This window comes from Kitasatospora sp. NPDC028055, from assembly GCF_040637885.1.
Lineage (GTDB): Bacteria > Actinomycetota > Actinomycetes > Streptomycetales > Streptomycetaceae > Kitasatospora.
In genome coordinates this window covers 1-26,953 of sequence record NZ_JBEZXE010000054.1, presented here as the reverse complement: position 1 = coordinate 26,953, position 26,953 = coordinate 1, and the positions used below count along the sequence as shown (strand labels likewise).

Genomic DNA, 26,953 nt, shown 5'->3' with positions numbered 1-26,953 from the left:
TCGGGGTTGTCCGGGCTGGTGTCCGGCGGATGTCGGGGCGGGTGTCCGGTAGGTGGTGCGTCCGGTCAGCGCACGGCGGCCGCGGCGGTGTCGCGCAGGGCGGCCGGGTCGCGCAGCAGCTTTCCGGTGGCGGTGCGGGGGAGTGCGGGCAGCAGGACCAGGCGGCGCGGCCGCTTGTAGGCGGCGAGCCGGCGGGCCAGCCCGTCCTGGACGAGGGCGGGTTCGGCCCCGGCCTCGACGGACAGGTACGCCTCGATCGCCTCGCCGTCGAAGACGACGACCGCCTCGCGGACCTCGGGCAGCGCGGTGAGGGTCTGCTCGACCTCGGTGAGGTCGACCTTCAACCCGCCGATCGAGACCTGGGAGTCGAGCCGGCCGTGCACGGTGACCAGGCCGGTCGCCTCGTCCAGGGCGGCGGCGTCGCGGGTGTGCAGCCAGCCGTCCGACCAGCGACTCGGGTCGTCCAGCCCCGGGTACGGGGAGGCCGCGGCGCCGAGCTGCAGCTCGCCGGCGACGAGCCGCATCCGCATGCCGTGGACGGGGCGCTTGGCGGGGTGCAGCGTCCCGTCGAGGTCGGTGGCGATGACCCCGGTCTCGGTCATGCCGTACATGGTGCCGAGCGGCACGCCGTACCGTTCGGTGAACAGTGCGGGTAGGCCGGGGCGGACCAGTTCGCCCGCGACGACCATCCGGCGCAGCTGCGGCAGTGCCGGGGGAGTGGCCGTCCCCGCCAGCAGTTCGGCGTGGAAGGGCACTCCGATGACGGTGGTCGGCCGTCGGTCGGCGGCGACCGCGGCGAGGATGCCGGCGGCCGTCATCCGCTCCGGGACGGTGAGCGCGGCCCGGGCGTGCAGGGCGTTGAGCAGCCCGCCGACCAGCCCGAGCACGTGCACCACCGAGGACAGCAGCACGACCCGGTCGCCCTCGCCGGGGAACTCCACCAGCCTGCGGTAGCAGTCGAGTTCGCGCAGCAGGTCGGCGGCGGTGCGGGCGATGACCTTGGCCGGGCCGGTGGACCCGGAGCTGAGTTGGATCAGGGCGTGTCCGGTACGGGCGGGGAGCCCGTCCGGCAACGGGACGGCGACCGGTTCGACCTCGGAGAAGCCGCGCAGCGCCGCGGCCGGCCGGTGGGCGGAGCCTACCAGCACCTGCGGGGCCAGCCGGGCCACCGCCGCGTCCACTTCGTGGTCGGTCAACCGGTGGTCGAGCAGCGCGACTTGGGCGCCGAGCCGCCAGCAGGCCAGCAGGACGGCGACGAAGGCCACCGAGGGCGGCAGCCGCAGCGCCGCGGTGCCGCCCGGGCCGAGCCCGGCGGCGGTCAGTCGGTCGCACTGGTCCTCGACCAGGGCGCGCAGGGCGTCCCGGTCGAGGGGTGCGCCGAGGCGCAGGCACTCCTCGCCGCCCGGTCCCGCCAGCAGCGACCGTTCGACCCAGTCCGGCGGGGCGTCGGCGTGCGGCGGTGCGGAAAGCGGAAGTGAAAAGGAGGAAAAGCCGGTCAACGCGGCTCCACAACAAGTGAGGGGATTTGACATGGACGCAATGGGCGTCGTTCTCAACCAATACGGTCAATTCCGTTGCCAGACCTTGGCACAGACGTTTGGTCAAATCAAGGTCTATACCAATGTGCTCGTTGCTCCTACGCTGCCGAACCGGGACCGGCCCGCGCGTGGCCGTCCGGGAAACGAGGATGCCCGTGGGAGCACTCACGCTGGCCGGGATCGAGCACGCCGCACGCGACCGACTCCCCCCGGAAATCTGGGACTTCATCGAAGGCGGCAGCGGAGCGGAACGCACCCTGACGGCGAACCGGGAGGTGTTCGGGCACTATGCACTGCGCCCGCGCACCCTGGTCGACGTCTCGGTCTGCGACCCCGCGCTGACCCTGCTCGGCGCTCCGCTGCGGATCCCGCTGGGCATCGCCCCGATGGCCTACCACCGGCTGGTCGACCCGGAGGGCGAGACCGCCACCGCGCGCGCCGCCGGGGCGGCCGGCGCCCTGCTGGTCGCCGGGATGTTCGCCAGCCGCACCCTGGAGGAGATCGCCGCGGCCGCCACCGGCCCGCTCTGGCTCCAGCTCTACTGGCTGCGCCGCCGTGCCGCCCTGACCGCCCTGGTGGAACGCGCCGAGGCGGCCGGCTACCGGGCCCTGGTGCTGACCGTGGACGCGCCCAGGATCGGCCGCCGGCTGCGCGACCTGCGCAACGGCTTCGCCGTCCCGCCCACCGTCCGCGCGGTCAACCTGGACGAGTCCCTGATGTCCGCCAGCCACCGCGCCGCGGACGGCAGTTCCGGCATCGCCGAGCACGCCCGCGAGCAGTTCGACCCCACCCTGAGCTGGTCCGACCTGGCCTGGCTGCGCGAGCGCACCCGGCTGCCACTGGTCCTCAAGGGGGTGCTGACCGCCGAGGACGCCCGGCTGGCCGTCGAGCACGGCGTGGACGCCCTCCTGGTCTCCAACCACGGCGGCCGCCAGCTCGACGGCGCGCTGCCCGCCCTGGCCGCGCTCCCCGAGGTGGTCGACGCGGTGCCCGCCGAACTCCCGGTGCTGCTGGACGGCGGCGTGCGCACCGGCACCGACATCGCCGTCGCCCTCGCCCTCGGCGCCCGGGCCGTGCTGATCGGCCGCCCCGCGCTCTGGGGCCTCGCCGTCGACGGCGAGGCCGGGGTGCACCGGGTGCTCCGCCTGCTGCACGAGGAACTCGACCACACCCTGGCCCTGTTGGGCCGCCCCCGGCTCGCCGACCTGGGCCCCGACGCCCTCGCGCGCTGGCCCGGCCCGGTCGGCTGAACCGCGCCGCACCCGCAGCACGTTCCTCCAGGAGGAGACCGATGACCGAACCGACGAGCAGCCCGAACGACCGCTTCCCCGGCTGGGACTGGGACGACCCGGAGGGGCTGGAGACCCGCCTGGACGCCTTCAGCGCCCAGGTCGCCACCTGCAGGACGCTCGAAGCCCGCCCCGGCGGCCTGCCATACGACCACCACGACTTCCGCGAACTCGGCCTCACCGGAATCGAGTTCGCCGCCTTTCGGACCGCCCACCCGGAAGGCCTCGGCACCGACCTGGCCACCCTGCGCAGCACCGCGGCCGAGACCGAGACCGAGAGCGGGCCCGGCCTCGCCACCGAGCCCGGCACCCTCTACCGGGTCGACGGCGACCGCTGGTTCACCCAGCTGGACGTCTCCCGCCCGCTGCCCTTTGCCGACGCCAGCGTCGACTGGGTCTACGCCGAGCACCTGATCGAGCACGTCACCCTGCCCGTCGCGGTCGGCTGGCTGCGCGAGGTCCGCCGGATCCTGCGCCCCGGCGGCGTCCTGCGCCTCACCACCCCCGACCTCGCCCGCTACCTGGTCGGCTACGCCACCGGCGACGGCTTCCTCGGCAGGCACCGCCGCCGGCTCGGCACGCTGGGCTTCGGCCCGCCGATGCCCGCCCGGCCGGCCTTCCTGGTCAACCAGATCTTCCGGTACTACGGCCACCAGTGGATCTACGACCTGGACGAACTGCGGCACGTCCTGACCCTGGCCGGGTTCGCCCCCGACCGGATCCGGCACTGCGCCTACCGCCAGGGCCTCCGTTCGGACGTCGCCGACCTCGACACGGCCTTCCGCACCGACGAGACCGTCTACGTTGAGGCCGACCGCTGAGCCGCCGCCGGACACCTGCCCGCTGGATCCCGCCCCCGCCGAACCCCCGCCGAACCCCCGCTGACCCCCCGCCGAGCCGCCGCCCGGCCCCGGCCGGGCCACCGAACGGACCGCCACCCATGCCCCTGCACCCCCAGGCCGAGGCCTACCGCGCCCACCGTGCGCGCAGCGGCGCACCGCCGCTCTACACCCTCACCCTCGCCGAGGCCCGCGCCGCCGACCTCGCCGACATCCGCGCCGCGTCCGGCACCCCCGAGCCGGTGGCCGCCGTCGAGGAGCACCGCATCCCCGGCCCCGGCGGCGAACTCGCCCTCCGGCTCTACCGGCCCGAACCGCCCGGCCGCCCGCTGCCCGCCCTGCTCTACCTGTTCGGCGGCGGCTGGACGCTCGGCTCGGTCGACACCAGCGACGCGATCTGCCGCCGCCTCACCAACGCCGTGGGCTGCGTCACCGCCTCCGTCGGCTACCGGCCGGCCCCCGAACACCCCTTCCCCGCCGCCCTGCACGACTGCCGGGCCACCCTGGACCAACTGGTCGCCGGGGCAGCGGGGTTCGGCATCGACCCGGACCGCCTCGCGGTCGGCGGCGACAGCGCCGGCGGCAACCTCGCCGCCGCCCTGACCCTGCTGCTGCGCGACGAGGGCGGCCCGGCGCTGCGCCACCAGCTGCTGGTCTACCCCAACACCGACCACGCCGCCGACACCCCCTCGCTGCGCGAGCACGACGACCCGCTGCTGTTCAACCGCCGCTCGGCCGCCTGGTACTGGGGCCACTACCTGGCCGACCCGGCCGACGGCGCCAGCCCGTACGCCTCCCCGCTGCGGGCCGCCGACCTCTCCGGCCTGCCGCCCGCGACCGTCCTCACCGCCGAGTACGACCCGCTGCGCGACGAGGGCGAGCAGTACGCCGAGGCGCTCCGCGCGGCCGGGGTGCCGGTGGACCTGCGCCGCTACCAGGGCATGCCGCACGGCTTCTTCGCCATGACCGGCACCCTGGACGCCGCCGCCGAGGCCCAGGCGCACGCCGCCGCCCGACTCCGGGAGGCCCTGCGGTGACCGACCACGACCCGACCGACCTCGACCTGACCGACCTGCACGGCTCGCTCGCCGACCCGCTGCTGGACGCGATGACCTTCCTCAACGAAGTCACCACCCGCTACCCCGGCGCCGTCTCCTTCGCCCCGGGCCGCCCCTACGAGGGCTTCTTCGAGCCCGAGGACGTCCCCGCCTACCTGGACGGCTACCTCGACCACCTGGCCGACCGTGGTCTCGACCGCGACGCCGTGCGCACCGCGCTGTTCCAGTACGGCCCCACCAAGGGCATCATCGCCGACCTGGTCGCCCGCACCCTCGCCAACGACGAGGGCCTCACCGTCGACCCCGCGGCCGTGGTGCTCACCGTCGGCGCCCAGGAGGGCATGCTGCTGGCCCTGCGCGCCCTGTGCGCCGGCCCGCAGGACGTACTGCTCGTCAGCTCGCCCTGCTACGTCGGCGTGACCGGCGCCGCCCGGCTGCTCGACCTGACCACCCTGCCGGTCCCCGAGGGCCCCGACGGCGGCCCCGACCCGGAGGCCGTCCGTGCCGCCGCCCGGGCGGTACGGGCCGAGGGCCGCCGCCCGCGCGCCCTGTACGTCGTCCCGGACTTCGCCAACCCCTCGGGCACCAGCATGCCGGTCGCCGCCCGCACCCGACTGCTGGACGCCGCCGCCGAGGAGGGCCTGCTGGTCGTCGAGGACAACCCGTACGGCTTCTTCGCCCGAACCCCGGGCCCGCGGCCCACCCTCAAGGCGCTGGACCGCCGCCGCCAGGTCGTCTACCTGGGCTCCTTCGCCAAGACCTGCTTCCCCGGCGCCCGGGTCGGCTACGTGGTCGCGGACCAGCGGGTGGCCGGCCCGGGCGGGCGCCGCGGCCTGCTGGCCGACGAACTGGCCAAGTTGAAGAGCATGACGACGGTCAACACCCCCGCGCTCAGCCAGGCCGTCATCGGCGGCATGCTGCTGGCCCACGACTGCAGCCTGCGGGCCGCCAACGCCCGCGCGACGGCCCACTACGCGGCGGGGATGGACACCCTGCTGCGGGAGCTGGACCGGCACTTCCCGGCCTCCGAGCGGCGCCGGCTGGGGGTGGACTGGAACCGGCCCGAGGGCGGCTTCTTCGCCGTGCTCACGGTGCCCTTCCGGGCCGACGACGCGGCCATGGAGCGCTGTGCCCGGGAGTTCGGCGTGCTCTGGACGCCGATGACTCCGTTCTACCCGGCGGGCGGCGGCGAGCACCGCCTCCGGCTCTCGATCAGCTCGCTGACGCAAGCTCAGATTATCGACGGCGTCGCCAAGTTGGCGGAGTTCATCCGCTCCTGAGCGGTACGGGGGAAGCTGCGGGGCCCGGCTCGCGAGGTGCGAGCCGGGCCCCTTCCGTACCTCTTCCGTACCTCTTCCGTACCTCGTCACCGCACCCGGGTGGAGAACAGCCGGGCCGACCAGTACACCGCCAGGACGGTCATCAGCACGACCACCAGCAGCCCCTGCCAGACCGCGGCGTCCCCGGCGTGCCCGGAGAACAGCGCGCGCATGCCCTCCACCGCCCAGTAGAAGGGGTTCCACCGGGCGAGCTGCTGGAGCCAGTCCGGCGCCAGGGTGAGCGGCAGCAGCACCCCGGAGAGCAGCGCGATCGGCTGGGCGATGGTGTTCACCACCGGCGACATGGCGGCGTCGGTGGGCACCATCAGCGCGATCCCGAAGGAGATCGCGGAGGTCATCAGCGCCAGCAGGGCCAGCAGGACGTAGGCGAGCAGCAGGTTCAGCGGGCTGACCCGCAGGCCGAACGGCAGCGCGATCAGGGTGATCAGCACGGCCTGCACCAGCAGCGCCACCATCTCGCGCAGAGCCCGGCCGAGCAGCAGCGCCAGCCGGCTGACCGGGGTGACCCGGGCGCGCTCGATGATCCCGGCCCGCAGCTCGCCCAGCAGGCTGAAACCGGTGAACAGCCCGCCGAAGATGCACAGCACGGCCAACAGGCCCGGCACGTAGACCTGGTAGGCGTCGGCGTAGCTGCCGGCGCCGTCCGGGGCGAGCACCTTCTTCAACAGCGGGGCGAACAGCAGCAGGTAGAACAGCGGCTGGATGATGCCGACGGCGATCCAGATCGGGGTGCGGATCATGAGCAGCAGCTGGCGCTGGAGGATCAGCCAGGTGTCGCGGGCGAGCTTCACGGTCTCCCCAGGGGGTCGGGCAGGCAGGGCGGTGGGGCTGGGTCAGGACTGCTGCAGCGAGCGGCCGGTGCGGGCCAGGAACACGTCGTCCAGGCTGGGCCGTTGGAGCTGCACGGTGCCGGGGGTGACGCCCGCCGCCTCCAGGGCGCGCAGCAGCCGCGGGATGGCCGCAGCGCCGTCCTCCAGGTAGAGCCGCAGCCCGTCGTCGCCGTCGGCCTCCAGCCGATGCAGGTACGGCTGCGGGCGGAGCACCGCGGCGGCACGCTCGGCGACGTCCTCGCCCGGGACGAGTCCGAGCAGCACGACGTCGCCGGAGATCTCCCGCTTGAGCGCCTCGGGCGTGCCCTCGGCCACCACCTGCCCGTGGTCGACGATGGCGACCCGGTCGCAGAGCGCGTCGGCCTCGTCAAGGTAGTGGGTGGTGACGACCACGGTCATGCCCTCGGTGCGCAGCCGGCGGATCTCCTCCCAGACGTACGCCCGGCTGGCCGGGTCCAGCCCGACCGTCGGCTCGTCCAGGAACAGCACCCGCGGCTGGTGGATGACCCCCAGGGCGATGTCCACCCGGCGGCGCTGGCCGCCGGAGTAGGTGGCGCACGGCCGGTCGCCGAAGTCGCCCAGGTCGAAGGCCTTGAGGGCGTCCTCGGCGGCCCGGGCGGCCTGGGCCTTGCCCGCGCCGTACAGCCGGGACTGGAGCACCAGTTCCTCGCGGGCGCTGACGGTGTCGGTGGTGCCGCCGCCCTGGGCGACGTAGCCGATCCGGCGGCGGACCCCGGCCGGGTCGGTGAACAGGTCGGCCCCGGCGATGTCGGCCCGTCCGCCGTCGGGGCGGATCAGGGTGGCCAGCATGCGCAGGGTGGTGGTCTTCCCGGCGCCGTTGGGGCCGAGGAAGCCGAAGATCTCGCCGGGGGCGACGGAGAGGTCGATGCCGCGCACGGCGTCGACGGTGGAGTCCTCGCCGCTCCGGCGGGAGGTCTTCTTGCGGTAGGACTTGCGCAGTCCCGCGGTCTCGATCAACCGGAACTCCCGTACGGGGATGGGCTGCCAGGGCACCCGGGAAAGGGCGGGCACGGCGCCTGGGAAAGGCGGTGTTGCTGCGACACCCTAGGGGCGGACCGGGTTCGGAGACAATGGCCTAGACCAATGGACGTGTGATCACCTGTTCTGCTAAGGGGCGGTCGCAGTGGTGGTCGCCGGGTGGTGGCCGGGGTGGTCGCCGTTGTGGTCACCGGGGGCTGTTGTCCGGGGGCTGTTGTCCAGGGCTCAGCGCCTCCAGCCGGTCCGCGGCGGCCGCCGCGCCGCCGCCCGCCAGCAGGTCCCGGCCGACCTGAACCGCCCGGTCCCGGTGCTCCGTCGAATCGAGTACGGCGGTGAGCGCCGCCGCCAACCGCTCGGGCGTGACCCGGGCGAACGGCACCCGCAGGCCCGCCCCGGCCGCCGCCACCTGCGCGGCGACGAAGGGCTGGTCGTGCCGGATCGGCGCGGTCACCAGCGGCACCCCGTGCGCCAGCGCCTCGCCCACGGTGTTCATCCCGCCGTGGCAGAGCACCGCGTCCAGCTCGCCGCGCGCCAGCAGCTCCAGCACCGGCGCCCGGTCCACCGCCACGGTGTGCGGCGGGAGTTCGGCGGGCGGGGGTAGCAGCTCGCGCGAAGCCGCGAACACCGGCTGCACCTGTGGGCCGCACAGCTCCAGCGCCCGGACGGCCCGGGCGTGGAAGTCGGCGCCCAGTCCGCCCGCCAGCGTGCCCACGGTGACCAGCACCCGCCGCCGCCCGGGCAGCAGACGCTGCCAGGGGAAGTCCGGGTCGTGCGGGCGCGGCGCGAGCACCGGCCCGACCAGCGCGTGGTGCGGCGGCGCGGCGCGCCCGGTCAGGGCGGGCCCGGTGGTGGCCAGCACCAGGGCGGGGGAGAAGCGCGGGTCCAGGTACTCCTCGGCGGGCAGCTTCGCCCGCTCCCAGAGGCCGCGCAGCAGCCCGGTCATCCAGGCCTCGACCTGCGGCAACGCCCGGTACGGGCGGCCCAGTTCCATCGCCCCGGGCGCGAAGGACGCCCACGGCAGGCCGTGCCGGTGCGCGACCAGCGCGCCCGCCGGGGTGTGCTGGTCGACCAGCAGGACGTCCGGCCGGTACTCCCGCACGATGGTGTCCAGCGGCTTCGCGGTGAACCGGGCGTACGGGACGATGAAGCCCTCCCAGAGCGAGCGCAGCGCCGCCAGGCCGTGCCCGCCCTGGGCCCGGAAGGCCCGGGTGCCGGTGCCGAGCACCCGCGCGTCCGGGCCGAGCAGCGGGCGCAGCACCGACTCCGTGCCGGTCCAGGCGACTTCGTGACCGCGTGCGGTCAGTTCGGCGGCGATGCCCGCGGCCGGGTTGACGTGCCCGGTGAGCGGCGGCATCACCAGCAGGAACCGGGTCATCGGCGGTCCTCCTCGGGGAGCAGGGCCTGGAGGTCGGCGACGGTCAGCGCCTCCAGGGCGGCCAGGTCCAGTCCGGCCCGCAGGGCGGCCAGGTCCGCGGCGGGGCCGAAGCGTTCGGGCAGCCGGGCGGCCAGCTCGGCGAGTTCGCACTCGTCCAGCAGCAGGTCGCCGTCCAGGCGGGCGTCCGGGGCCAGCCGGTCCGCCCAGGCGGGCGGCGCGTCGGCCACCTCGGCCAGCAGGGCGGCCAACATCCGGTTCAACGGCTGGGCGGGGAGGGCTGGTTCACGGTCTGACATGGGAGGTTCTCCCGTCCGGTCGACGGTGCGGAGTGGGGCGGAGTGGGGTTGCGCGGCGGTCCCCGGCGGTGCGGCCCGGCGAAGGGTGTCGACAAAGGGTGCCGGCGGCCGGGGCGGTTCCGAGGGAGCCCGAGGGGGCGGTCGCGCAGGAGAAGGGCCCGAGATCACTTGTGCGACCAGGCGGGCGTCGGAATACTAGCCCGGGTGACCGCACTGGAGGCAGTGGCCGTTCACCTCCCCCCACACGCCGTGCCCATCGAGGCGGTGGGCGAGCGCATCGGCCTGACCCCACGTCAACTCCGTCTCTTCCGCCGCTTCCACGGCCTGGACCAGCTGCGACTGGATCCGGGCGGGACGCTGCCCGACCTGCTCGACGCAACCCTCGACGCCCTGCCGGAGCTGCGCGGACGCGAGCGGCACGTCCGCTTCGTGATCCACGCCCGCAGCATGCCGGTGGCCGTGCCCTACCCGCTCAACCCCCTGCACGAGGTGCTCGCCGGCCGTGGGCTGGCGCACGCGAGCGCCTTCACCGTGACCCACCACGCCTGTGCGGTGGGCCTGTTGGCCATCGACCTGGCGGGGCGGCTGCTGGCCGGCGATCCCGACCCGCAGGCCCTCGCCCTGGTGCTGGCGGGGGAGAAGACCTTCACCAGGGACGCCCAGGTGGTGCCGGAGACCGGCATCTTCGCCGAGGGCGCGGCCGCCTGCCTGGTCAGCGCGGACGGGCCGCAGCACCGGGTGCGCTCCTTCGCGGTGCGCCAGCGCCCGGAGTTCGACGGCCGGCTGGCCGAGGACGCGGAGCTGCTCGCGCGCTACCAGCGGGAGTACCCGAACGTCATGGTGGAGGCGATCGAGGCCGCCCTCCAGCAGGCCGGTCTGGACCTCTCCGAGCTGGCCGCGGTGCTTCCGCACAACGTCAACCAGGCGTCGTGGCGGATGATCGCGCGCCGGATCGGCTATCCGCTCGACCGGGTGGTGCTGGACAACGTGCTGTCGGTCGGGCACAGTTTCGCTGCGGACAGCCTCATCAATCTTCACACCGCCACCACGCGGGGGCTGATCCGCCGCGGCGACCACTACCTGATCGCCGCCGCCGGCATCGGGGCCACCTTCTCCGCGATGGTGATGCAGTACTGACGCTCCGTCAGTTCGCCGCCCGAACCACCGGGCGCGTTTCCCACGTTGTCAAACCAGAGCACACTTCCCACGCACGACGGGACGGGACACCCATGTCAGAACCACTGGTCCAGACCACTGACCCCGAGCTGCGCGAGCGCATCCTGCACGGCATCGGCGAACTACTGCCACGCGTCCTCAAGCGCGAGCTGCCCGAGATCCCCGCGGACGCCTGCCTGTTCGACGACCTCGGCCTCACCTCGGCCGGCACCATCGAGCTCATCCTGGAGCTGGAGGAGTCGCTCGACATCCAGGTGGACGTGGAGCAGATCACCGAGGACGACCTGCGGTCGGTCACCAAGCTGGCCGACTACGTCGCCGGGCACCTCATCGCCGAGGACTGACCGGGTGCCCGCCGGTCCCCCCGGTTCCCCGGTCAGTACCCCGACCGCGGCCGGACTGCGGATCACCCGGGCCCTCGCCCGGTGCTCCGACGGCCGCTCGGAGGCCTCGCTCGACCCCGACCTGCGGGTCTTCGTCTCCGACCTGGTCCGCCCGTACGGCCTGCCGCTGCGCGAGGACCTGCTGCGCGAGGGCGTCGGTCACTCCTACGAGGAACTGGCCGCCGACCTGCTGCGCGAGGCGGTGGGCGAGGACGAGCCGGTGGACCTGCTGATCCTCGCCTTCGACACCCCGGACGTGCGCCCCGGCGCACCCTCCTCGCTCGCGCTCAGCCGGTCCGTCCCCGGCGGGCCGCTGGCCTTCGCGGTCTGCGACCAGGGCAGCGCCGCGGCCTTCACCGCACTGCGGCTGGCCGCCGAGTACCACCGCACCGGAGCCTGCCGCCGCGCGGTGGTGGTGCTCGCCGAACAGACCGCGCTGCACTACGAGCCGGCCGAGCCGGTGGCGCTGCCCCGGCGGCACGCCGCGGTGGTGCTGGTCTGCGAGGAGGAGCCGGGCACCGGGCTGGCCGTGCGGCAGCAACGCCATCCAGCCGACCGGGCGGAGTCCGCCGTCCGGCCGGAGTCCGTCGTCCGGGCGCGGACGGCGGAGCTGGGCCCAGGGGCTGCGGTGCTGGACGCGACCGGCGGCGACGACGGACCAGCCGCGCAGCCGTTCACCGGCCCGTGGGCGGAGCTCGCCGAGCGGCTGCCCGAGTGGCGGGCGCAGCGGCGGCCGCTGCTGGTCGCCGGGCTGGACCGCAGGCTCGGGGTGCTGAGCACCCTGGCCCAGCCGTGACCGGCCTCGAACTGCGGCTGATCGACGCCGATCAGCCGCCCGAGGTGGTCGCCCGGCTGTGGCGCACGCTGGACGCGGAGGAGCGGTCCCGCGCGGAGCGGGCGGACGCCGTGCGGCGGAACCGGTTCACCGTGGTGCGCGGCGCCGTCCGGGAGCTGGTCGCCGCACGGCTCGGCATCCGTCCGGCCGAGGTGGTCTGGCGGCGGGGCCGGTACGGCAAGCCGGAGCCGGTGGGCGCGGGCGGGTTGCGGGTGAACTGGTCGGCCGCGGAGGGGCTGGCGGTGTTGGCCCTGGCCGAGGGCCGGGCGGTCGGCGTCGACGTGGAGCCGCTGCGTGAGGCCCGGCTCGCCGAGCGGATGGCGGCGCGCTGGTTCCCCTTCGAGGAGGCGCGCTTCGTCGCGGAGGCGGCCGAACCCGCCGAGCGGGCGGCCCGGTTCACCGTGCTCTGGTGTCGCCGAGAGGCCTGCGTGAAGGCGTACGGCGGGCGGCTGGCCCAGGCGCTCGGGGTTTCCGTGGCGGGCCCCTCCCCTCTGTCGGTGGCCGATCCGGGGACGCTCGGAGCCGGTCCGGTGGGGCTGTGCGACGTGCCCGTCCCGGAGCCGTACCGGGCTGCCGTCGCTCTGCTGGGAGGCTGTCCTGATCAGATCAACTCCCTTGCCTGGTTCGCGAATTGATTGATCATCAGCTCGCCTGGACGATCACCGGCGGCCGCTGGTAGCGTCCGCCCGTACTCCCCGCTGAGACCTTCCCGGCGAGCCGAAGGGCACGTACGACGTGACTGCGCACAACGCTGCACCGCGAGCTGCCGAACCGCACGGAGCAGGATCACCCGAAGCCGAACCGCACGACGCGGCACCGGGCGACGCGATGCCGCACGATGCGGCACCGCACGACCCGACCCGGGCGGGCCGGCGGATCACCGTCCGCTTCGCCGCGACGAGCGGCGGCTCGGGGCCGCTCACCCGGGGTCAGGACAACATGATCCGGTGCATCCGGCGCGAGGCCCCCGAGGCGATCAACAAGGAGTCGGTCTGGCCCGTGCCGCCCGGCGCCTCGCTCGCCGCCGGTCTGGACGCGCTGCGGCTGCTGGTCGAGCGGCACGAGTCACTGCGCACCTCCTTCCCGCCCGGTCCCGGCCCGGACGCCTTCCCGGTGAGCCAGGTGGTGCACGGGGACGGCCGGTTCGCCGTCACCGCGATCGAGGTGGGCGGCCTGTCGGACCATGAACTCGATGCGCTGGCAGCCGAGTTGGGGCAGGCCGACGTCGCGGTGCCGGTCCCCCTGGACATCGTGCCGAGGATCCGCTTCACCCTGCTCGCCGACGAGCAGCGGCTGCTGAGGCTGATCGCCGTGGTCTGCCACGCCGGTGCCGACGGTGCCGCCACCGCGCTGCTGATCCAGGACTGGTACGCCCTTGCGGCCGGGAAGGAGCTCCCGCCCGTCACCGCCCCGACGCCGATCCAGATCGCCGCCGCCGAGCAGAGCCCGCAGGGCCGCCGCCGGGCGGCCGGGGCGCTGCGGCACTGGGCCAGGGTGCTGGGCAGCGGCCCGCAGGTGGTGTTCGCGGACTCCCGGATCACCGGCCCGCCGAGCGGCCCCGCCGCCCTGATGGTGCGCTCCCGCAGCGCGGCCGCCGACCTCGCCGCGGTCTGCCGCCGCACCGGCGCCAGCCCCTCCGTCGTCCTGCTCGCCGCCTTCTCCGCCCTGGTCGCCCACCGGGCCGGGCGCGCGGAGCTGGCCCTCTCGGCGCTCTCCGCCAACCGCCAGCGCGCCGCCCTGCTGGACCACGTCGGCACCCTCGCCCAGGACGCCCTGATCCTGCTCGACACCGGCACCGCCGACCTCGACCAGCTGATCGGGCGCACCAAGTCCGCCTCGCTGACCGCCTATTGGCACAGCGTGCTGGACGCCGAGCAGGTCTGGCAACTGGTGGAGGACGCCGCGCACGTGCGCGGCTCCCGGTTCGCCCGCCAGGTGGTCGTCAACGACCTGAGCCTCACCATCCCGGCCGCCGTCGCCGACGCCCAGCCGGTGGCCACCGCCGACCCCGAACTCACCCCGCTGCCGGCCCCGCCGTTGCCGGTCCGGCTGATGTTCACCATCCTGCGGATCAGCGGCAGCCTCGACTTCGCCCTGATCTCCTGCCCCCAGGTGCTCGACCCCGAGGAGACCGAGCGCTTCGCCCGGGCCCTGCTCGCCCTGCTCGCGAAGGCCGCTGAGGGTCCCGTCCCGCTCGCGGACCTGCACGGGACCCCCGACCTGCACGCGGCCCCCGGGCCGCCGGCTGCCGGCGGCGACGCGAGCGGCGGCGACTGGCAGCTCGTCGACGGGGCCCGAATCGACCTGGCGGCCGTCCGCAGCCTGGTCGGTGCCGCACTCGACACCGCCCAGGACACCGGCCTGGACACCGGACCCGGCGACGGCCCCGCACTCGGCGACGGCCCCGCACTCGGCGACGGCCCCGCGCTCGGCCCGGACTCCCGCCCCGACTGCCGAGTCACCGTCGAGGACGGCAGGTTGACCGTCGACCTGGCCACCGCCGACCCCCACCTGACACCCTCCGACGTGCACCGAGCGGTGGTCGCCGCGCTCCCCGGCCGGGACACCGCGATGGCGCCGCAGCAGTACCGGATCCGCCACCTCGGCCCGGACGGCGAGCGGCTCGCCGCAGGCAGCGGCCGTGACCCGGAGGTCGTCGCCCGGTTCGCGGCACTCACCTGAACGTGGGGACGGCGGGGCCGGCGGGGGTCGTCACCCCAACGGGTCCCGCCGGTCCTCCGGTTCCTCCTCGCCGAACACCCAGGAGAGGTCCCAGGAGCACGCCGAGGTCGCTCCGGAGGTGAGTCCCCACGGGTTCGGCACCTCCTCCTCGTCCCCGTCCTGCAACGGCAGCCGGTCGATCACCGCGACCAGCGCGGGCGGCAGTTGCGGGGCCAGGCCCCGGTGCACCCGGGCGAGGATGTCCCGCCGGACGTCCTCCGGCAGCAGTGGTCGGCTCATCAGCAACGGCCGCGGCCCGGGCGGGCGTTCGGCCGTCGACAGCTGCTCGGACCAGGCCCGCCAGTAGTCGGCGTCATCGGTCTCGCCGAGCTTCAAGTGGTGCAGGTGGAGGCAGTACGCGGCCGTCCCGCTGCCCGAGCCGGCCGCGAAGCGCCACCAGAACTCGGCGCCCTCCTCCTTGCCGGTCGCGTACAGCAGGGCGCCGAACACCTCGGCCCCCTCGGGCTGGATCCGGCGGGCGTTGACCAGCAGGTCCAGTCCGCGGGAGGCGCACGGCGCGCCCAGCACCAGGGCGACCACCAGGCCGAGCTCGAAGGCGGCCTGCTCGTGCTCGGTGGGCAGGTGGGCCGGGGCGGCGGTGAGCCGGGCCTGCCGCAGGGCCGCGATCCGCTCGGCGTGGGCGCGTTCGGACCGGGGTACCTGGAACACCGCCCGCCCCCCGCCCGCCGCACGCTCCCCATCGAAGGGCCGCTCCGCCCCGTTACCGGTCATACTTCACCGCCACGGTCCGGCAGTTCACCCACCCCGAGCCGACGCGCCAACCGCTCCCGGGCGTGCCGGAGGTTGGAGTGCACCGTGGCCACCGGCCGTCCCAGGTACGCGGCGATCACCTTGGTGTGCAGGCCGAGCAGGTAGCGCAGGATCACCACGTCCCGCTGCCGGTCCGGCAGTTCGAGGATCGCCGCGTACAGCCGGACCTCGTCCGCCTCGCTGTGCAGCAGTCCGTCGGCGACCTGCTTGAACGCCCCGATCACCGCCGCGAAGGTGACCGCCTCCACCTCGACCGGTTCCTCGGCCGACACCCAGTCCCCGACGTGCCGGTTCGCCAACCGCCAGGCGTACGCGGCCGGTTCCTCGAACCGCAGCACCTGGGGCCAGCAGCGGGCCAGGTCGGCCTTGACCGCCTCGACCACCAGTGCGGCGTCGGCCTGGCTGCCTATCCTGGTCAACGCGAGGGCGTGCCAGGCGGGTTCGTGGGTCTCGCAGAAGGCGCCGTAGGTGAGGTCCAGCCGCAGGCCCGGGTCCACGGCCGCCATCCGCTCCGCCCCTGCGGCACCGGCGTGCTCCACCGTCGCCCCTCCCCGGTACCCGCGCGCGGGGGCACCCCTGTCGATCGTCATCGAGCCTGCTTTCCGTGGCCGTCGGCTGCGCACCGGGCCACCCGAGGGTCGGGCTGTCCGCGCCCATCCTCATTCCCTCAGGCCCGTCACTCCAGGCCGCACAGCGAATACAGATTGTCATCCCATCTGATCAGCCCAACAGATTCCCTGCGAAAACGGGCTGGTAGGAGGACGATTGCCCCCCGGAAGCGGTGGGCAGCAATCGGACGGTGTCCACGGAGCCGAGGGGAGGGGCCATGAGCCTCTACGACGGGGTCGACCTGCGGTTGAACGTGCCGCACTCGGCCCGGATGTACGACTACTACCTGGGCGGCTTCACCAACTTCGCCGCCGACCGCGAGGCCGCCGGGCACGCCCTCGCCATCGCCCCCTGGCTGCGCGAGACCGCCCGCGCCAACCGCTCCTTCATGCACCGCTCCACCCGCGCCCTCGCCCGGGCGGGCATCGACCAGTTCCTCGACATCGGCACCGGCATCCCCACCTCGCCCAACCTCCACGAGATCGCCCAGAGCGTGCGGCCCACGGCCCGGATCGTCTACGCCGACAACGACCCCATCGTCCTCACCCACGCCCAGGCCCTGCTCACCGGCACCCCCGAGGGCCGGACCGCCTACGTCGAGGCCGACGTCACCGACCCGGACGGCCTGCTCGCCGCACCCGGCCTGCGCGAGACCATCGACCTCGCCCGCCCGGTCGCGCTCTCCCTCAACGCCCTGCTCCACTTCGTCCCCGACGCCCGCGGCGCCCATGAGCTGGTCGAGCGCCTCAAGTCCGTGCTCGCCCCCGGCAGCGCCCTGGTGATGACCCACGTCACGCCCGACTTCGCCCCCGAGGAGATCCGCCGGATCACCGGCATCTACCAGGCCGCCGGCACCGCCGCCCAGGCCCGCACCCGCGCGGAGTTCGTCCGCTTCTTCGACGGCTGGACGCTCCTCGAACCCGGTGTCGTCCCCACCCCGCACTGGCGGCCGGTGCCCGACGAACCGGCCGTCTCGGCCTCCGACGCCTCCGCCTACGCGGGCGTGGCGCTGCGGCCCTGACCGTGACGCGCCCGGTCCGCCCCGCGGGGCCGTCCACGGGTGGCGGCCCGATCCCGTCGCCGTCCCGGGATGGCCGGGGATGACCCGGGGACGGCCCGGGACGACGGGGACGCCCCCTCGCGGTGCCAGGGTGTGAACGGGCGACGCCACCGGGGCGTACCGCCGCACCCTTCACCCACTCGGGGGGACCCCTTGAAGCCTTCCCTGCGCACACTCGCGTCCGCCGCCGCCACCCTGGCGCTGGCCGCGTCCGGCACCCTGGTCGCCACCGGCACGGCCTCGGCCGCCACCTCCTGCTACGCCAGGAGCTGCACCGGCCTCGACCCGGCCACCACCATCTGCCAGAACGACGCGCGGACCGTCGCCTACACGGCGCCCAACGGTGACGCGGAGCTGCGCTACAGCCCGACCTGCCGTGCCGCATGGGCGCGCGCGACCGGCGGCGACTACGGCGGCATCCAGATCACGATCCGGGTCGAGAACAACCAGGGTGCTTCGTACTCCGCCGTGTACAACGGCAACGGCACGATCTACACCCGGATGGTCGACGACAAGGACATCCAGTCCCGGGCCTACTTCCAGTACAACAACAGCTGGGGGTACTCGGAGTGGTACTGATCGGCACGCCGGCCGTCGGAGCGGGCGAGCAGGCCCCGCTCCGACGGCCCCGGCCGTCCACCCGTGCACCCCCGCCGCCCCGGGCCCAGACTGGGTGGTGAACCGCTGCCGCCCCGCGAGGGAGACGCATGCTGCTGGGACTCACCACCGCGCTGGTCGCCACCGTCTGCTTCGGCTTCGGGGCGGTGTTCCAGGCGCGCGGGGCGCGGTCGGCCCCGCGCGCGGACCGGGTGCGGGCGGGGCTGCTGGCCGCGCTGCTGCGGTCCTGGCAGTTCATCCTCGGGACGCTCCTGGACATCCTCGGCTTCGTGCTGAGCATCGTCGCCCTGCGCAGCCTCCCGCTGTTCCTGGTGCAGGCCGTCACCAACGCGAGCCTCGCCGTCACCGCTCTGGCCGCCGTCTGGCTGCTGGGCGCGCGGCTGCGCCGCAGCGACGCGGCGGGCATCGCCGCCGTGGTGGTGGGCCTCAGCCTGCTGGCGCTGGGTTCCGGCAAGGAGGGCCGGGAGTACGCCCCGGCGGCCTTCCACTGGGCGCTGCTGGCGACCACCGCCGTGATGCTGCTGGCCACCCTGGTCCTGGTCCGCCGGAAGGGCACCGCGGCCGCGGCCGGCCTCGGCCTGCTGGCGGGCGTCGGCTTCGGGATCACCAGCCTGGCGGTGCGGGTCCTGGACGCCTCCACGCTGACCGCCGTGCTCACCGATCCGGCCGCGTACGCCCTGGCGGTCGGCGGGCTGGGCGGCTACCTGGCGTACGCGCTGGCGCTGCAGCGCGGCACGGTGACGGCGGCGACGGCGGCCGGGACGGTGGCCGAGACCTTCGGCCCGGCCCTGGTCGGGGTGGTCTCGCTGGGGGACTCCGCGCGCCCCGGGTTCGCCTGGTGCGCGCTGACGGGCTTCGCGGTCGCGGTGGGCGGCACGTTCCTGCTGTCCCGCTTCGGCGAACTGGAGGGCGGTGCGGCCGAACTGTCGGCCCCGCACCCGGACGCCGAGGCCCAGCCCGCGGTTCGCCCCGGTAGCCCGGACGACTCCGCCGTGCGAAGGTGACTTGCCGGACAAAAAGGACGGCAGAACGCCCACGGACCCGGCAGGTGCGCGATGACGGAGGAAGCCGTGACGTCGGAGGACGCCCAGGCCCGGCCCCGGCGCTCGGAGCAGACCGACCGCCCAGTCGCCCTGATCACCGGCGCGTCCTCCGGCATCGGCCTGGCCACCGCCACCCGACTGGCCGACGCCGGCTGGCGCACCCTGCTCTCCGGCACCGACCGCACCCGCCTCGACGCCCTCGCCGAGCGCACCGGCGGCATCGCCCTCCCCGAGGACCTGAGCAAGCCGGACGGCGCCGCCCGCCTCGCCGAGGCCGCACTCGCCGCCACCGGGCGGGTCGACGTCCTGGTCGCCAGCGCCGGCCTCGGCTGGCGCGGCCCGTTCGCCGACACCCCGTCCGACACCCTCGACCGGATGATCGAGGTCAACCTGGCCGCCCCGCTGCGCCTGATCCGGCTGCTGCTGCCCGGGATGCTGGAGCGCCGGCACGGCCGGATCGTGCTGCTCGGCTCGATGGCGGGCCAGGTCGGCGTGCGCGACGAGTCCGGTTACTCGGCCACCAAGGGCGGGCTGGCGATGTTCGCCGAGAGCCTCTGGTACGAGCTGCGCGGCACCGGGGTCGGCGTCCGCCTCGTCCTGCCCGGCGCGGTGGACACCCCGTTCTTCGACCGCCGCGGCACCCCGTACCAGCGCGAACGCCCGCGCCCGGTCTCGGCGGAGCGGGTCGCGGACACCGTGGTCGCGACCATCACCACCGAGCGGGACCGCCTCTACGTCCCGCACTGGCTCGGCTTCCCGGCCCGGATCCACGGGGTCGCGCCCGGCGTGTTCCGCCGGATGGCCGCCCGCTTCGGGTGAGCCCCCGGGCCTCCCGGGCCTCCCGGACCTCCCGGGCGGGCACGGCCCTCGCGCTCGCGGCCGGCCTGGAGTTCCTGCACCTCGCCCCGGCCACGGTCCGCCTCCCGCCGCTGCGCCGCACCCTGGCCCGCCGCACCGCCGGGTACGGCACCGCCCCCGGCCACCTCGCCCTCACCTTCGACGACGGCCCCGACCCGCGCAGCACCCCGTACGTCCTGGACGCCCTCGACGAACTCGGCGCCCGCGCCACCTTCTTCCTGCTCGGCGGGATGCTGGAACGGGCCCCGGACCTCGGCCGCGAACTGGTGCTGCGCGGCCACGAGGTGGCCGTGCACGGCTGGCACCACCGGCAGCAGTGGTACCCGGCCCCGGCCCGCGACCTGCGCGAACTGCGCCGCGCCGCCGAGGCGGTGACGCACCTGTGCGGCGCCCGCCCGGCCTGGTACCGCCCGCCGTACGGCGTGCTGACGGCCGGTCCGGCGCTGGCCGCCCGCCGGCTGGGCCTGCGCACCGTGCTGTGGACGGCCTGGGGCCGGGACTGGACGGCCGAGGCCACCGGCGAGTCCGTCTATGCCACCGCCCGCCCCGGCCTCACCGCCGGCGCCACCCTGCTGCTGCACGACTCCGACTGCACCTCCGCCCCGGACTCCTGGCGCGCCACCCTGGCCGCCCTCCCGCTGATCGCCGCCCACTGCCGCGCCCGCGCCCTCATCCTCGGCCCGCTGCGGGACCACGCCGTCCCACCCCTTGCCCATGGCGCACGGTAGTTGGGACGATCGGCGGGTCGCGTCCACCACGGGGGCGGGCGCGCCGACGACGGGGGAGGCACCCATGCCCGACTGGACAGGCGGACTGGCCCACGCGATCGCGGCAGCCGGCATCGTCACGGCGGCCCTGACCGGAGCCGCCGCGCCGGACGACACCGCCCGGGCCCAGGCCGGTCCGGACCGCTACGACACCGCCACCGCCACCGCCCCGAGCGGGGTCCTCGGCACCAGCCCGAGCTACCTCTCCGTCATCGCCGCCCAGGACACCCAGGGCCCGACCTATCTCCCGAGCTAAGGCCCGTCTCAGACTCCCGTCCTTCGCCCGGAGGGCCGGGCCGCGGCGGCGCCGAACAGCGAGGACTATGACCGCTCGGTCACCCACGGCCGGTACACGGGGGCGTTCTCCTTCGACCGGGAGCACAGCCGGGTCTTCTTCCGCACGGTGAACCCCGAGGCCCACGGCGGTTGAGGGCCGCTCACTCCAGCCCCACCCGTTCCAGGGCCGCCCCGAAGCCCTTGCGCCAGGCGTCCGGGGTGGCGCCGGGCGAGGGGTCGGGCTCCGGCCGGCCCAGCGCGGCCAGCGCGTTGCGGACCACCTCGGCCGGGCGCGCGGTGGCCACGTCGGCGTGGCCGAGCTCCAGTTCGTGCTGGAGGTTGTCCCGCCCGTGGCCCTGGACGACGTCGAGCAGCAGCAGCCGGCGCCCGAGGGCCCGGGCCTCGCTGCAGGTGTCGCCGGAGCTGGTGACGACCAGGTCAGCGGCGGCCATCAGGGCCGGGATCCGGTCGGTGTAGCCGAAGGCGTGCAGGCGCGGCTCCCGGCGGGCGGCCGCCCGCAGCCGCAGTTCGAGCTCCTGGTTGCGCCCGGCCACGGCGAGCACGTGCGGTCCGGCGGCGGCCAGTTCGGCGGCGGTGCGGGCGATCGGCCCGAGCCCCCAGGAGCCGGACATCAGCAGCACGCACCCGGCGTCCGCCGGCACGCCGAGGTCGGCCCGGGCCTCGGCCCGGTCGGGCGGCCGGTAGAACGGCTGCCGCAGCGGCGCGGGCAGCACGGCGACCTCGGCGTCGGGCCGGTAGCGGCGCACTGCGCAGGCGGCGACCTCGGAGGTGACCAGGAACAGGTCGGTACCGTCCTGCACCCAGAGCCGGTGCGGGGTGACGTCGGTGCAGAACACGAAGTGCCGGAACCCCCGCCCCGGCAGCCGGTTGACCGCCGAGGTGGCGGTGGCGAACACCGAGACCACCAGCTGCGGCCGCTGGGCCTCGACGAGCGCACCGAGCGCCGGGACGAGCCGGCTACGCGCGGCCGCGTCGGCGAGCAGGGCGAGCCGGGCGCCCGGGCGCAGCGCCGAGAAGTGGAACGCGTCGTAGACCCCGGGCAGTTCGAGCAGCCGCCGGAAGACGGCTTCCCCGGCGGCGCCCGACCGCTGCCCGAGCAGCGCCATCGCGTCCACGGTGCTGGTGCTCCAGCCGCGCTCCCGCAGGGTGTCGGCGCAGGCCTGGGCCATCACGTCGTGGCCCTGGCCGAGCGAGCCGGAGACCAGCAGGGCGTGCGGCATCGGGCGGTCCCGGTCAGCCGGCGGCGGGTGCGGTGGTGCCGGCCCGGTACCAGTCGGCGTAGCGGTGCACGCCGTCGGCGAAGTTGGTCCTCGGCGACCAGCCGAGCAGCCGTTTGGCCTGGGCGGAGGAGATCCGCCGCCCGGTGTAGTCGGCCTTGCGCCCGTCGATGTGCTCGATGGTGACCGGCCCGAGCAGCCGGTCGACGGTGTCGGCGATGTCGCGCACCGAGACGGCAGTGGAGCCCTCCAACGCGAAGGTCTGGTCCTCGGCGGCGGGGGAGAGGGCGCGGACGTGGGCGTCGGCGAGGTCCTCGACGTAGACGAAGTTGCGGCTCTGCCGGCCGTCCCCGGCGATGGTGATCGGCCGCCCCTCCAGCGCGGCCTGGACGAACCGGGCGACGACCAGTTCGTCGCGCATCCGCGGACCGTACGGGATGCCGTAGCGCAGGATGGTGAAGTGCTGCCCGTAGAGCTCGCGGTAGCTGTGCACCAGCATCTCGGCGGCGAGCTTGGTGGCCACGTACAGGTGCCCGCTGTGTTCCAGCTCGATCGGCACGTGCTCGTCCAACTCCTGTTCCCCGCCGTCGAGTTGATCGTCGGTGAGGGCGGCTCCGTAGACCCAGACGGTGCTCGCCAGGACGGTGCGGCTCAGTCCGCTGCGCCGGGCGGCCTCCAGGACGGCCTCGGTGCCGTCGATGTTGGTCCGCACCGCCCGGACGGGGTCGGCGGACACCTGCTCGACGTCGGCCATCGCGGCCAGGTGGTAGACGACCTCGCTGCCGGCCAGCGCCGAGGTCAGCGCGGGCAGGTCGAGGACGTCGAGGCGGGCGTGTTCGGCGTCGGGGTTGAGGTACTTGTCGGTGGTGTCCACGGCGAGGACCTCGTGGCCGGCCGCGATCAGGTGGTCCACGACGTGTGAGCCGATGAACCCGCAGCCTCCGGTGACGGCTATCCGCACGGTCTTGCTCCTTTCGGTCCGGCTGCTCGGCCGGCCGACTAGCCGGCCATCCGCCGGTGCACGGTGGAGACGGCCTCGATGACCAGCTCCGTCTCGTCCTCGGTCATGTCGGAGTGCACCGGCAGGCAGACCTGCCGCGCGCAGACGTCCTCGGCCACCGGCAGCGGACCGCCCCGGTAGGGGGCGAGGACCGGCTGGAGGTGCAGCGGCAGGTCGTATACTTCACCGGACATCCGCACCCCGTACTCCTCGGCGACCGCCCGCTTGAACGCGGCGCGGTCGACGCCGGGCGCCAGCAGCGCCACGTACTTGTAGTAGTTGCCGCGGCTGCCGGGCGGTTCGAGCACCGGTCGCAGCCCGTCGACGCCGGCCAGCGCCGCGTCGTAGCGGCGGGCGACGGCCCGGCGGGTCTCGATGAACTCCTTGAGCCGGCGCAGGTGCACCGCGCCGACGGCCGCGTGCAGTTCGCTCATCCGCCAGGAGTACCCGAGCCGGACGTGGTGGTTGGTGCCGAAGGAGCCCTTGCCCTGGTCGCGGTAGATCCGGGCCTCGTCGCGCAGCTCGGCGGACTCGGTGAGGATCATGCCGCCCTCGCCGCTGGTGGTGACCTTGGTCGGGTAGAAGGAGAAGGCCCCGGCCAGGCCGAAGGTCCCGGCGGCGCGGCCGCCCAGGCTGCTGCCGTGGGCGTGCGCGGCGTCCTCGACCAGCGGGATGCCGCGCCGGTCGCAGAGCTCGCGCAGGGCGTCCACGTCGGGCGTGACGAGCCCGCCGATGTGGACGAGTACGACGGCCGCGGTATCCGGGGTGAGGGCGGCGGCCAGGGTCTCGGGGGAGAGCGCCAGGGTGGCCGGGTCGACGTCCGCGAACACCGGGCGGCCGCCCGCGTGCACCACGGCGCCGGCCGTGGCGTAGAAGGTGACGGCGGGGACGACCACGTCGCGGCCGCGCACGTCGACGCCGCGCAGGACGATCTCCAGGGCCGCCGTGCCGCTGCTCACCGCGACGGCGTGCGAGGCGCCGTGCTCGGCGGCGAAGGCCTGCTCGAACCGCTCGTTCCACGGGCCGAGGGTGAGGGCACCGGTGGTGAGCATCTCGGTCACGGCGTCGGCGACGGCCGCGCGGTCGTTCTCGTCGAACACGATGCGGGCGGCGGGCACGCCCATGGGGCACCTCCGGCGGCGGGCTGGGATCAGCACCGATCGGGACGGGTCAGCCCGGACCGGGGCAAAACGGTCGGGCCAGTGGCCCATCACGCTACTGGGCCGGGGCGGCCGCGGCCCGTCGTCACCGGCCGGCCGGGTGACCCCGGGCTGCTCCCGCCGCAGGCCAACGGGGTGCTCCCGGCTGCTCCCGGTGGAGGGCGTGCGCTCCTCCGTACGGGGGAGGGCTGTACTGCGTCCGCAGTACGCAAACGGCCTGCGCAGGGACGACGACGGAGCAGGGGCCGGCGATCAAGGATTGGTCATGCTGCGAGCGGACCGCCTCCGGGCGCCCGCTCCCGCACCCGTCCCCGTCCGCGCACCTGCTTCCGAATCCGAAGGAGCCCGTTCTCCCGTGGCAACGTTCCTGTACCGCCTTGGCCGATGGGCCTTCGTCCGGCGCCGGCTGGTGACCCTGCTCTGGGTCGCCGTGCTGGCGCTCGCCGGAGTCCTGGCGGCCAAGGCGCCCGCCGCACCCGACGACGGATTCTCGATGCCCGGCACGGAGGCGCAGAAGGCCTTCGACCTGATGAACGAGCGCTTCCCCGGCGGCCACGCCGACGGCGCCTCGGCCCGCCTGGTGTTCGTCGCGCCCTCCGGGCAGAAGATCACCGCCGGGCCGAACCAGCAGGCCGTCGAGAAGACGGTCGCCGAGCTCGCCCACGGCGAGCAGGTCACGGCCGCGGTGGACCCGTTCAAGATGCCGGGCGCGGTCTCCAAGGACGGCTCGACGGCCTACGCGACGGTCAACTACTCCGCCAAGGCGGGCGAGGTGTCCAAGGGCGCCACCGACGCCCTCCAGCAGGCCGCCCAGCACGGCCGGGACGCCGGGCTCAAGGTCGAGATCGGCGGCAACGCCCTGATGGCCAAGCCCGACGCGGGCGGCAGCAGCGAGGCGATCGGCATGGCGCTGTCCGCCGTCGTCCTGGTGATCACCTTCGGCTCGCTGGTTGCCGCCGGCCTGCCGCTGCTCACCGCCGTGATCGGCGTCGGCCTCGGCATGTCGCTGATCACCGCGTTCGGCAGTGCGCTCGGCCTCTCCTCGACCACCGGCACGCTCGCCATGATGCTCGGCCTCGCGGTCGGCATCGACTACGCCCTGTTCATCGTCTCCCGCTACCGGGCCGAGCTCGCCGAGGGCCGCACCCCGCAGGAGGCGGCCGGCCGGGCCATCGGCACGGCCGGCTCCGCGGTGGTCTTCGCCGGCCTGACCGTGGTGATCGCCCTCGCCGGGCTCTCCGTGGTGGGCATCCCGATCCTCGCCAAGATGGGCATGGCGGCCGCCGGCACGGTCGTCATCGCCGTGCTGGTCGCGCTCACCCTGGTGCCCGCGCTGCTCGGCTTCATCGGCCGCCGGGCCCTGCCCCGCAAGGTCCGCAAGGCCCAGGGCGGCGGCGACGGCGCGGCGCGGCCGGTCGGCGCCAAGGAGAACGGCGGCGCCCGCTGGGCCCGGTTCATCGTGCGCCGCCCGCTCGGGGTGCTGCTGCTCGGCGTGGTCGGCCTCGGCGTGCTCGCCGCGCCCGCGCTCGACCTGCGCCTCGGCCTGCCCGGGGACGAGGCCAAGCCCACCTCCACCACCCAGCGACGCGCCTACGACCTGCTGTCCGAGGGCTTCGGCCCCGGCTTCAACGGGCCGCTGACCGTCCTGGTGGACGTCAAGGGCACCGCGGACCCGAAGGCCGCCGCCGACTCGGTCGCCAAGGCCGTCTCCGGTGTGCCCGGCGTGGTCACCGTGACGCCGCCGATGTTCAACAAGGCGGGGGACACCGCCCTGGTCAACGCCATCCCGGCGACCGGGCCGGCCGAGGCCGCGACCAAGGACCTGGTCCACACCATCCGCGGGCAGGCGGCCGGGCTCAAGGCCTCCACCGGGGCGACCGTCCTGGTCAGCGGTACGACGGCGATGAACATCGACGTCTCGCAGAAGCTCAGCGACGCCCTGGTGCCCTACCTCGCGGTGGTCGTCGGCCTCGCCGTCCTGCTGCTGCTGGTGGTCTTCCGCTCGATCCTCGTCCCGGTCAAGGCGGCGCTCGGCTTCCTGCTCTCGGTGGCCGCCGCGCTCGGCGCCGTCGTCGCGGTCTTCCAGTGGGGCTGGCTGGCCGACCTGATCGGCGTGGAGCAGACCGGTCCGGTGATGAGCATGATGCCGATCTTCATGATCGGCGTGGTCTTCGGCCTCGCCATGGACTACGAGGTGTTCCTGGTCACCCGGATCCGTGAGGCCTTCGTCCACGGCGAGGAGCCGGGCGAGGCCATCGTCACCGGCTTCCGGCACAACGCCCGGGTGGTCACCGCGGCCGCCTTCATCATGATCGCCGTCTTCGCGGGCTTCATCGGGATGAGCGAGCCGATGATCAAGATGATGGGCCTGGGCCTTGCCGCGGCCGTCGCCTTCGACGCCTTCGTGGTCCGGATGACGATCGTCCCGGCGGTCCTCGCCCTGCTCGGCCGCCGCGCCTGGTGGCTGCCTCGCTGGCTCGACCGCCTGATACCCGACGTCGACGTCGAGGGCAGCAAGCTGCACACCGCCGCCCCCGAACCGGCGCCGGTCAAGGAGTCGGTCACCGTCTAGGTCCGGCCTCGCCGGCACCGCCCGGCTGTGCCGGTATCGCCCGGCAGGTCCGGTACCGGCCCGCCCCGAGCACTCCTCGGGTCGGGTCGGTCCGGCGCCGACCGGCTCGGACACGGTTCGGACACCGGTTCGAGCCCCACCCGTTACCGTTGCTGTCGGGGGCCGCCGCCCGCGCGCCCGCCCCCCGGGGCCGGCGCCGAACACGCGCCCGTGCGCCCCGCCGCCCCGGTCGGCGCGCGCGCCCCGCCGCGGGGCCCGAGCACCGTCCCCGGCGGCGCGCCCCGCGGCGGGCAGGGCCCGCG

26 protein-coding genes are annotated in these 26,953 nt (G+C 74.9%); 16 read left to right on the top strand and 10 right to left on the bottom strand.

Annotated elements, in window-relative coordinates; genetic code table 11:
* Positions 1-65: 65 nt before the first annotated feature.
* The gene (locus AB0F71_RS34295; RefSeq protein ID WP_360243147.1) at positions 66-1,499 is read right to left on the bottom strand and encodes a fatty acid--CoA ligase family protein; all 1,434 of its coding nucleotides are present in this window, start codon (positions 1,497-1,499) and stop codon (positions 66-68) included.
* A gap of 194 nt (positions 1,500-1,693) precedes the next feature.
* Between AB0F71_RS34295 and AB0F71_RS34290 the strand changes: the two genes are divergently transcribed.
* From AB0F71_RS34290 to AB0F71_RS34275, 4 genes are all read left to right on the top strand, one after another.
* Positions 1,694-2,788 carry an alpha-hydroxy acid oxidase gene (locus AB0F71_RS34290; RefSeq protein ID WP_360243144.1) on the top strand — a complete coding sequence of 365 codons (1,095 nt, stop codon included), beginning with the start codon at positions 1,694-1,696 and terminating at the stop codon, positions 2,786-2,788.
* A gap of 41 nt (positions 2,789-2,829) precedes the next feature.
* Positions 2,830-3,648 carry a methyltransferase domain-containing protein gene (locus tag AB0F71_RS34285; RefSeq protein WP_360243141.1) on the top strand — a complete coding sequence of 273 codons (819 nt, stop codon included), beginning with the start codon at positions 2,830-2,832 and terminating at the stop codon, positions 3,646-3,648.
* Positions 3,649-3,767: 119 nt separating this feature from the next.
* Positions 3,768-4,703, top strand: coding sequence for an alpha/beta hydrolase (locus AB0F71_RS34280; protein ID WP_360243138.1), 936 nt, complete (start codon positions 3,768-3,770; stop codon positions 4,701-4,703).
* Positions 4,700-6,004, top strand: a complete 1,305-nt coding sequence (locus AB0F71_RS34275; protein WP_360243135.1) for a PLP-dependent aminotransferase family protein — start codon at positions 4,700-4,702, stop codon at positions 6,002-6,004. The genes AB0F71_RS34280 and AB0F71_RS34275 overlap by 4 nt, the downstream gene beginning before the upstream one ends.
* An 86-nt stretch (positions 6,005-6,090) precedes the next feature.
* Here the strand turns inward: AB0F71_RS34275 and AB0F71_RS34270 are convergent, their stop codons facing one another.
* From AB0F71_RS34270 to AB0F71_RS34255, 4 genes are all read right to left on the bottom strand, one after another.
* A complete protein-coding gene (locus AB0F71_RS34270) occupies positions 6,091-6,855 on the bottom strand; it encodes an ABC transporter permease (RefSeq protein ID WP_360243132.1) in 765 nt (254 codons plus the stop codon).
* Between the two features lie 42 nt (positions 6,856-6,897).
* Entirely contained in the window at positions 6,898-7,926 is a 1,029-nt protein-coding gene (locus AB0F71_RS34265) for an ATP-binding cassette domain-containing protein (RefSeq protein ID WP_360243129.1), read from the bottom strand.
* Positions 7,927-8,080: 154 nt separating this feature from the next.
* Positions 8,081-9,268, bottom strand: coding sequence for a glycosyltransferase (locus AB0F71_RS34260; protein ID WP_360243126.1), 1,188 nt, complete (start codon positions 9,266-9,268; stop codon positions 8,081-8,083).
* Positions 9,265-9,564 (bottom strand): hypothetical protein, encoded by a 300-nt coding sequence (locus AB0F71_RS34255; RefSeq protein ID WP_360243123.1) that lies wholly within the window; start codon positions 9,562-9,564, stop codon positions 9,265-9,267. Before AB0F71_RS34255 ends, AB0F71_RS34260 begins: the two co-directional genes overlap by 4 nt.
* A gap of 204 nt (positions 9,565-9,768) precedes the next feature.
* Here AB0F71_RS34255 and AB0F71_RS34250 point away from each other — a divergent pair, with 204 nt between their 5' ends.
* From AB0F71_RS34250 to AB0F71_RS34230, 5 genes are all read left to right on the top strand, one after another.
* Positions 9,769-10,701, top strand: coding sequence for a 3-oxoacyl-[acyl-carrier-protein] synthase III C-terminal domain-containing protein (locus tag AB0F71_RS34250; protein WP_360243120.1), 933 nt, complete (start codon positions 9,769-9,771; stop codon positions 10,699-10,701).
* 92 nt (positions 10,702-10,793) lie between these two features.
* Positions 10,794-11,084 (top strand): phosphopantetheine-binding protein, encoded by a 291-nt coding sequence (locus tag AB0F71_RS34245; protein ID WP_360243117.1) that lies wholly within the window; start codon positions 10,794-10,796, stop codon positions 11,082-11,084.
* Positions 11,085-11,088: 4 nt separating this feature from the next.
* Complete coding sequence (locus tag AB0F71_RS34240) at positions 11,089-11,919, top strand: hypothetical protein (protein ID WP_360243114.1); 831 nt, start codon at positions 11,089-11,091, stop codon at positions 11,917-11,919.
* Entirely contained in the window at positions 11,916-12,593 is a 678-nt protein-coding gene (locus tag AB0F71_RS34235; RefSeq protein WP_360243111.1) for a 4'-phosphopantetheinyl transferase superfamily protein, read from the top strand. Before AB0F71_RS34240 ends, AB0F71_RS34235 begins: the two co-directional genes overlap by 4 nt.
* 193 nt (positions 12,594-12,786) lie before the next feature.
* On the top strand, positions 12,787-14,640 hold the full coding sequence (locus tag AB0F71_RS34230; protein ID WP_360243108.1) for a condensation domain-containing protein: 1,854 nt from the start codon (positions 12,787-12,789) through the stop codon (positions 14,638-14,640).
* A 30-nt stretch (positions 14,641-14,670) separates the two neighbouring features.
* On the opposite strand, the gene AB0F71_RS34225 is transcribed toward AB0F71_RS34230, so the two are convergent.
* Positions 14,671-15,348, bottom strand: a complete 678-nt coding sequence (locus AB0F71_RS34225) for a hypothetical protein (RefSeq protein ID WP_360243105.1) — start codon at positions 15,346-15,348, stop codon at positions 14,671-14,673.
* Between the two features lie 59 nt (positions 15,349-15,407).
* On the bottom strand, positions 15,408-16,040 hold the full coding sequence (locus tag AB0F71_RS34220) for a sigma-70 family RNA polymerase sigma factor (RefSeq protein ID WP_360243102.1): 633 nt from the start codon (positions 16,038-16,040) through the stop codon (positions 15,408-15,410).
* A 236-nt stretch (positions 16,041-16,276) separates the two neighbouring features.
* Between AB0F71_RS34220 and AB0F71_RS34215 the strand changes: the two genes are divergently transcribed.
* From AB0F71_RS34215 to AB0F71_RS34190, 6 genes are all read left to right on the top strand, one after another.
* Positions 16,277-17,080 carry an SAM-dependent methyltransferase gene (locus AB0F71_RS34215; protein WP_360243099.1) on the top strand — a complete coding sequence of 268 codons (804 nt, stop codon included), beginning with the start codon at positions 16,277-16,279 and terminating at the stop codon, positions 17,078-17,080.
* 192 nt (positions 17,081-17,272) lie between these two features.
* Entirely contained in the window at positions 17,273-17,698 is a 426-nt protein-coding gene (locus AB0F71_RS34210; protein ID WP_360243096.1) for a DUF2690 domain-containing protein, read from the top strand.
* A gap of 128 nt (positions 17,699-17,826) precedes the next feature.
* The gene (locus AB0F71_RS34205) at positions 17,827-18,741 is read left to right on the top strand and encodes a hypothetical protein (protein WP_360243093.1); all 915 of its coding nucleotides are present in this window, start codon (positions 17,827-17,829) and stop codon (positions 18,739-18,741) included.
* 51 nt (positions 18,742-18,792) lie between these two features.
* Entirely contained in the window at positions 18,793-19,599 is an 807-nt protein-coding gene (locus tag AB0F71_RS34200) for an SDR family NAD(P)-dependent oxidoreductase (protein ID WP_360243090.1), read from the top strand.
* Positions 19,596-20,366 (top strand): polysaccharide deacetylase family protein, encoded by a 771-nt coding sequence (locus AB0F71_RS34195; RefSeq protein WP_360243088.1) that lies wholly within the window; start codon positions 19,596-19,598, stop codon positions 20,364-20,366. Before AB0F71_RS34200 ends, AB0F71_RS34195 begins: the two co-directional genes overlap by 4 nt.
* Before the next feature lie 64 nt (positions 20,367-20,430).
* Complete coding sequence (locus AB0F71_RS34190) at positions 20,431-20,661, top strand: hypothetical protein (protein WP_360243085.1); 231 nt, start codon at positions 20,431-20,433, stop codon at positions 20,659-20,661.
* Positions 20,662-20,842: 181 nt separating this feature from the next.
* Here the strand turns inward: AB0F71_RS34190 and AB0F71_RS34185 are convergent, their stop codons facing one another.
* The 3 genes from AB0F71_RS34185 to AB0F71_RS34175 are packed head-to-tail and all read right to left on the bottom strand — an operon-like array spanning position 20,843 to position 24,043.
* A complete protein-coding gene (locus AB0F71_RS34185) occupies positions 20,843-21,922 on the bottom strand; it encodes a hypothetical protein (protein ID WP_360243082.1) in 1,080 nt (359 codons plus the stop codon).
* Positions 21,923-21,935: 13 nt separating this feature from the next.
* Complete coding sequence (locus tag AB0F71_RS34180) at positions 21,936-22,880, bottom strand: NAD-dependent epimerase/dehydratase family protein (protein WP_360243079.1); 945 nt, start codon at positions 22,878-22,880, stop codon at positions 21,936-21,938.
* Between the two features lie 38 nt (positions 22,881-22,918).
* Positions 22,919-24,043: a DegT/DnrJ/EryC1/StrS family aminotransferase gene (locus tag AB0F71_RS34175; RefSeq protein ID WP_360243077.1), complete on the bottom strand. Its 1,125-nt coding sequence runs from the start codon at positions 24,041-24,043 to the stop codon at positions 22,919-22,921.
* A 391-nt stretch (positions 24,044-24,434) separates the two neighbouring features.
* Between AB0F71_RS34175 and AB0F71_RS34170 the strand changes: the two genes are divergently transcribed.
* Entirely contained in the window at positions 24,435-26,651 is a 2,217-nt protein-coding gene (locus AB0F71_RS34170) for an MMPL family transporter (protein ID WP_360243074.1), read from the top strand.
* Positions 26,652-26,953 lie beyond the last annotated feature (302 nt).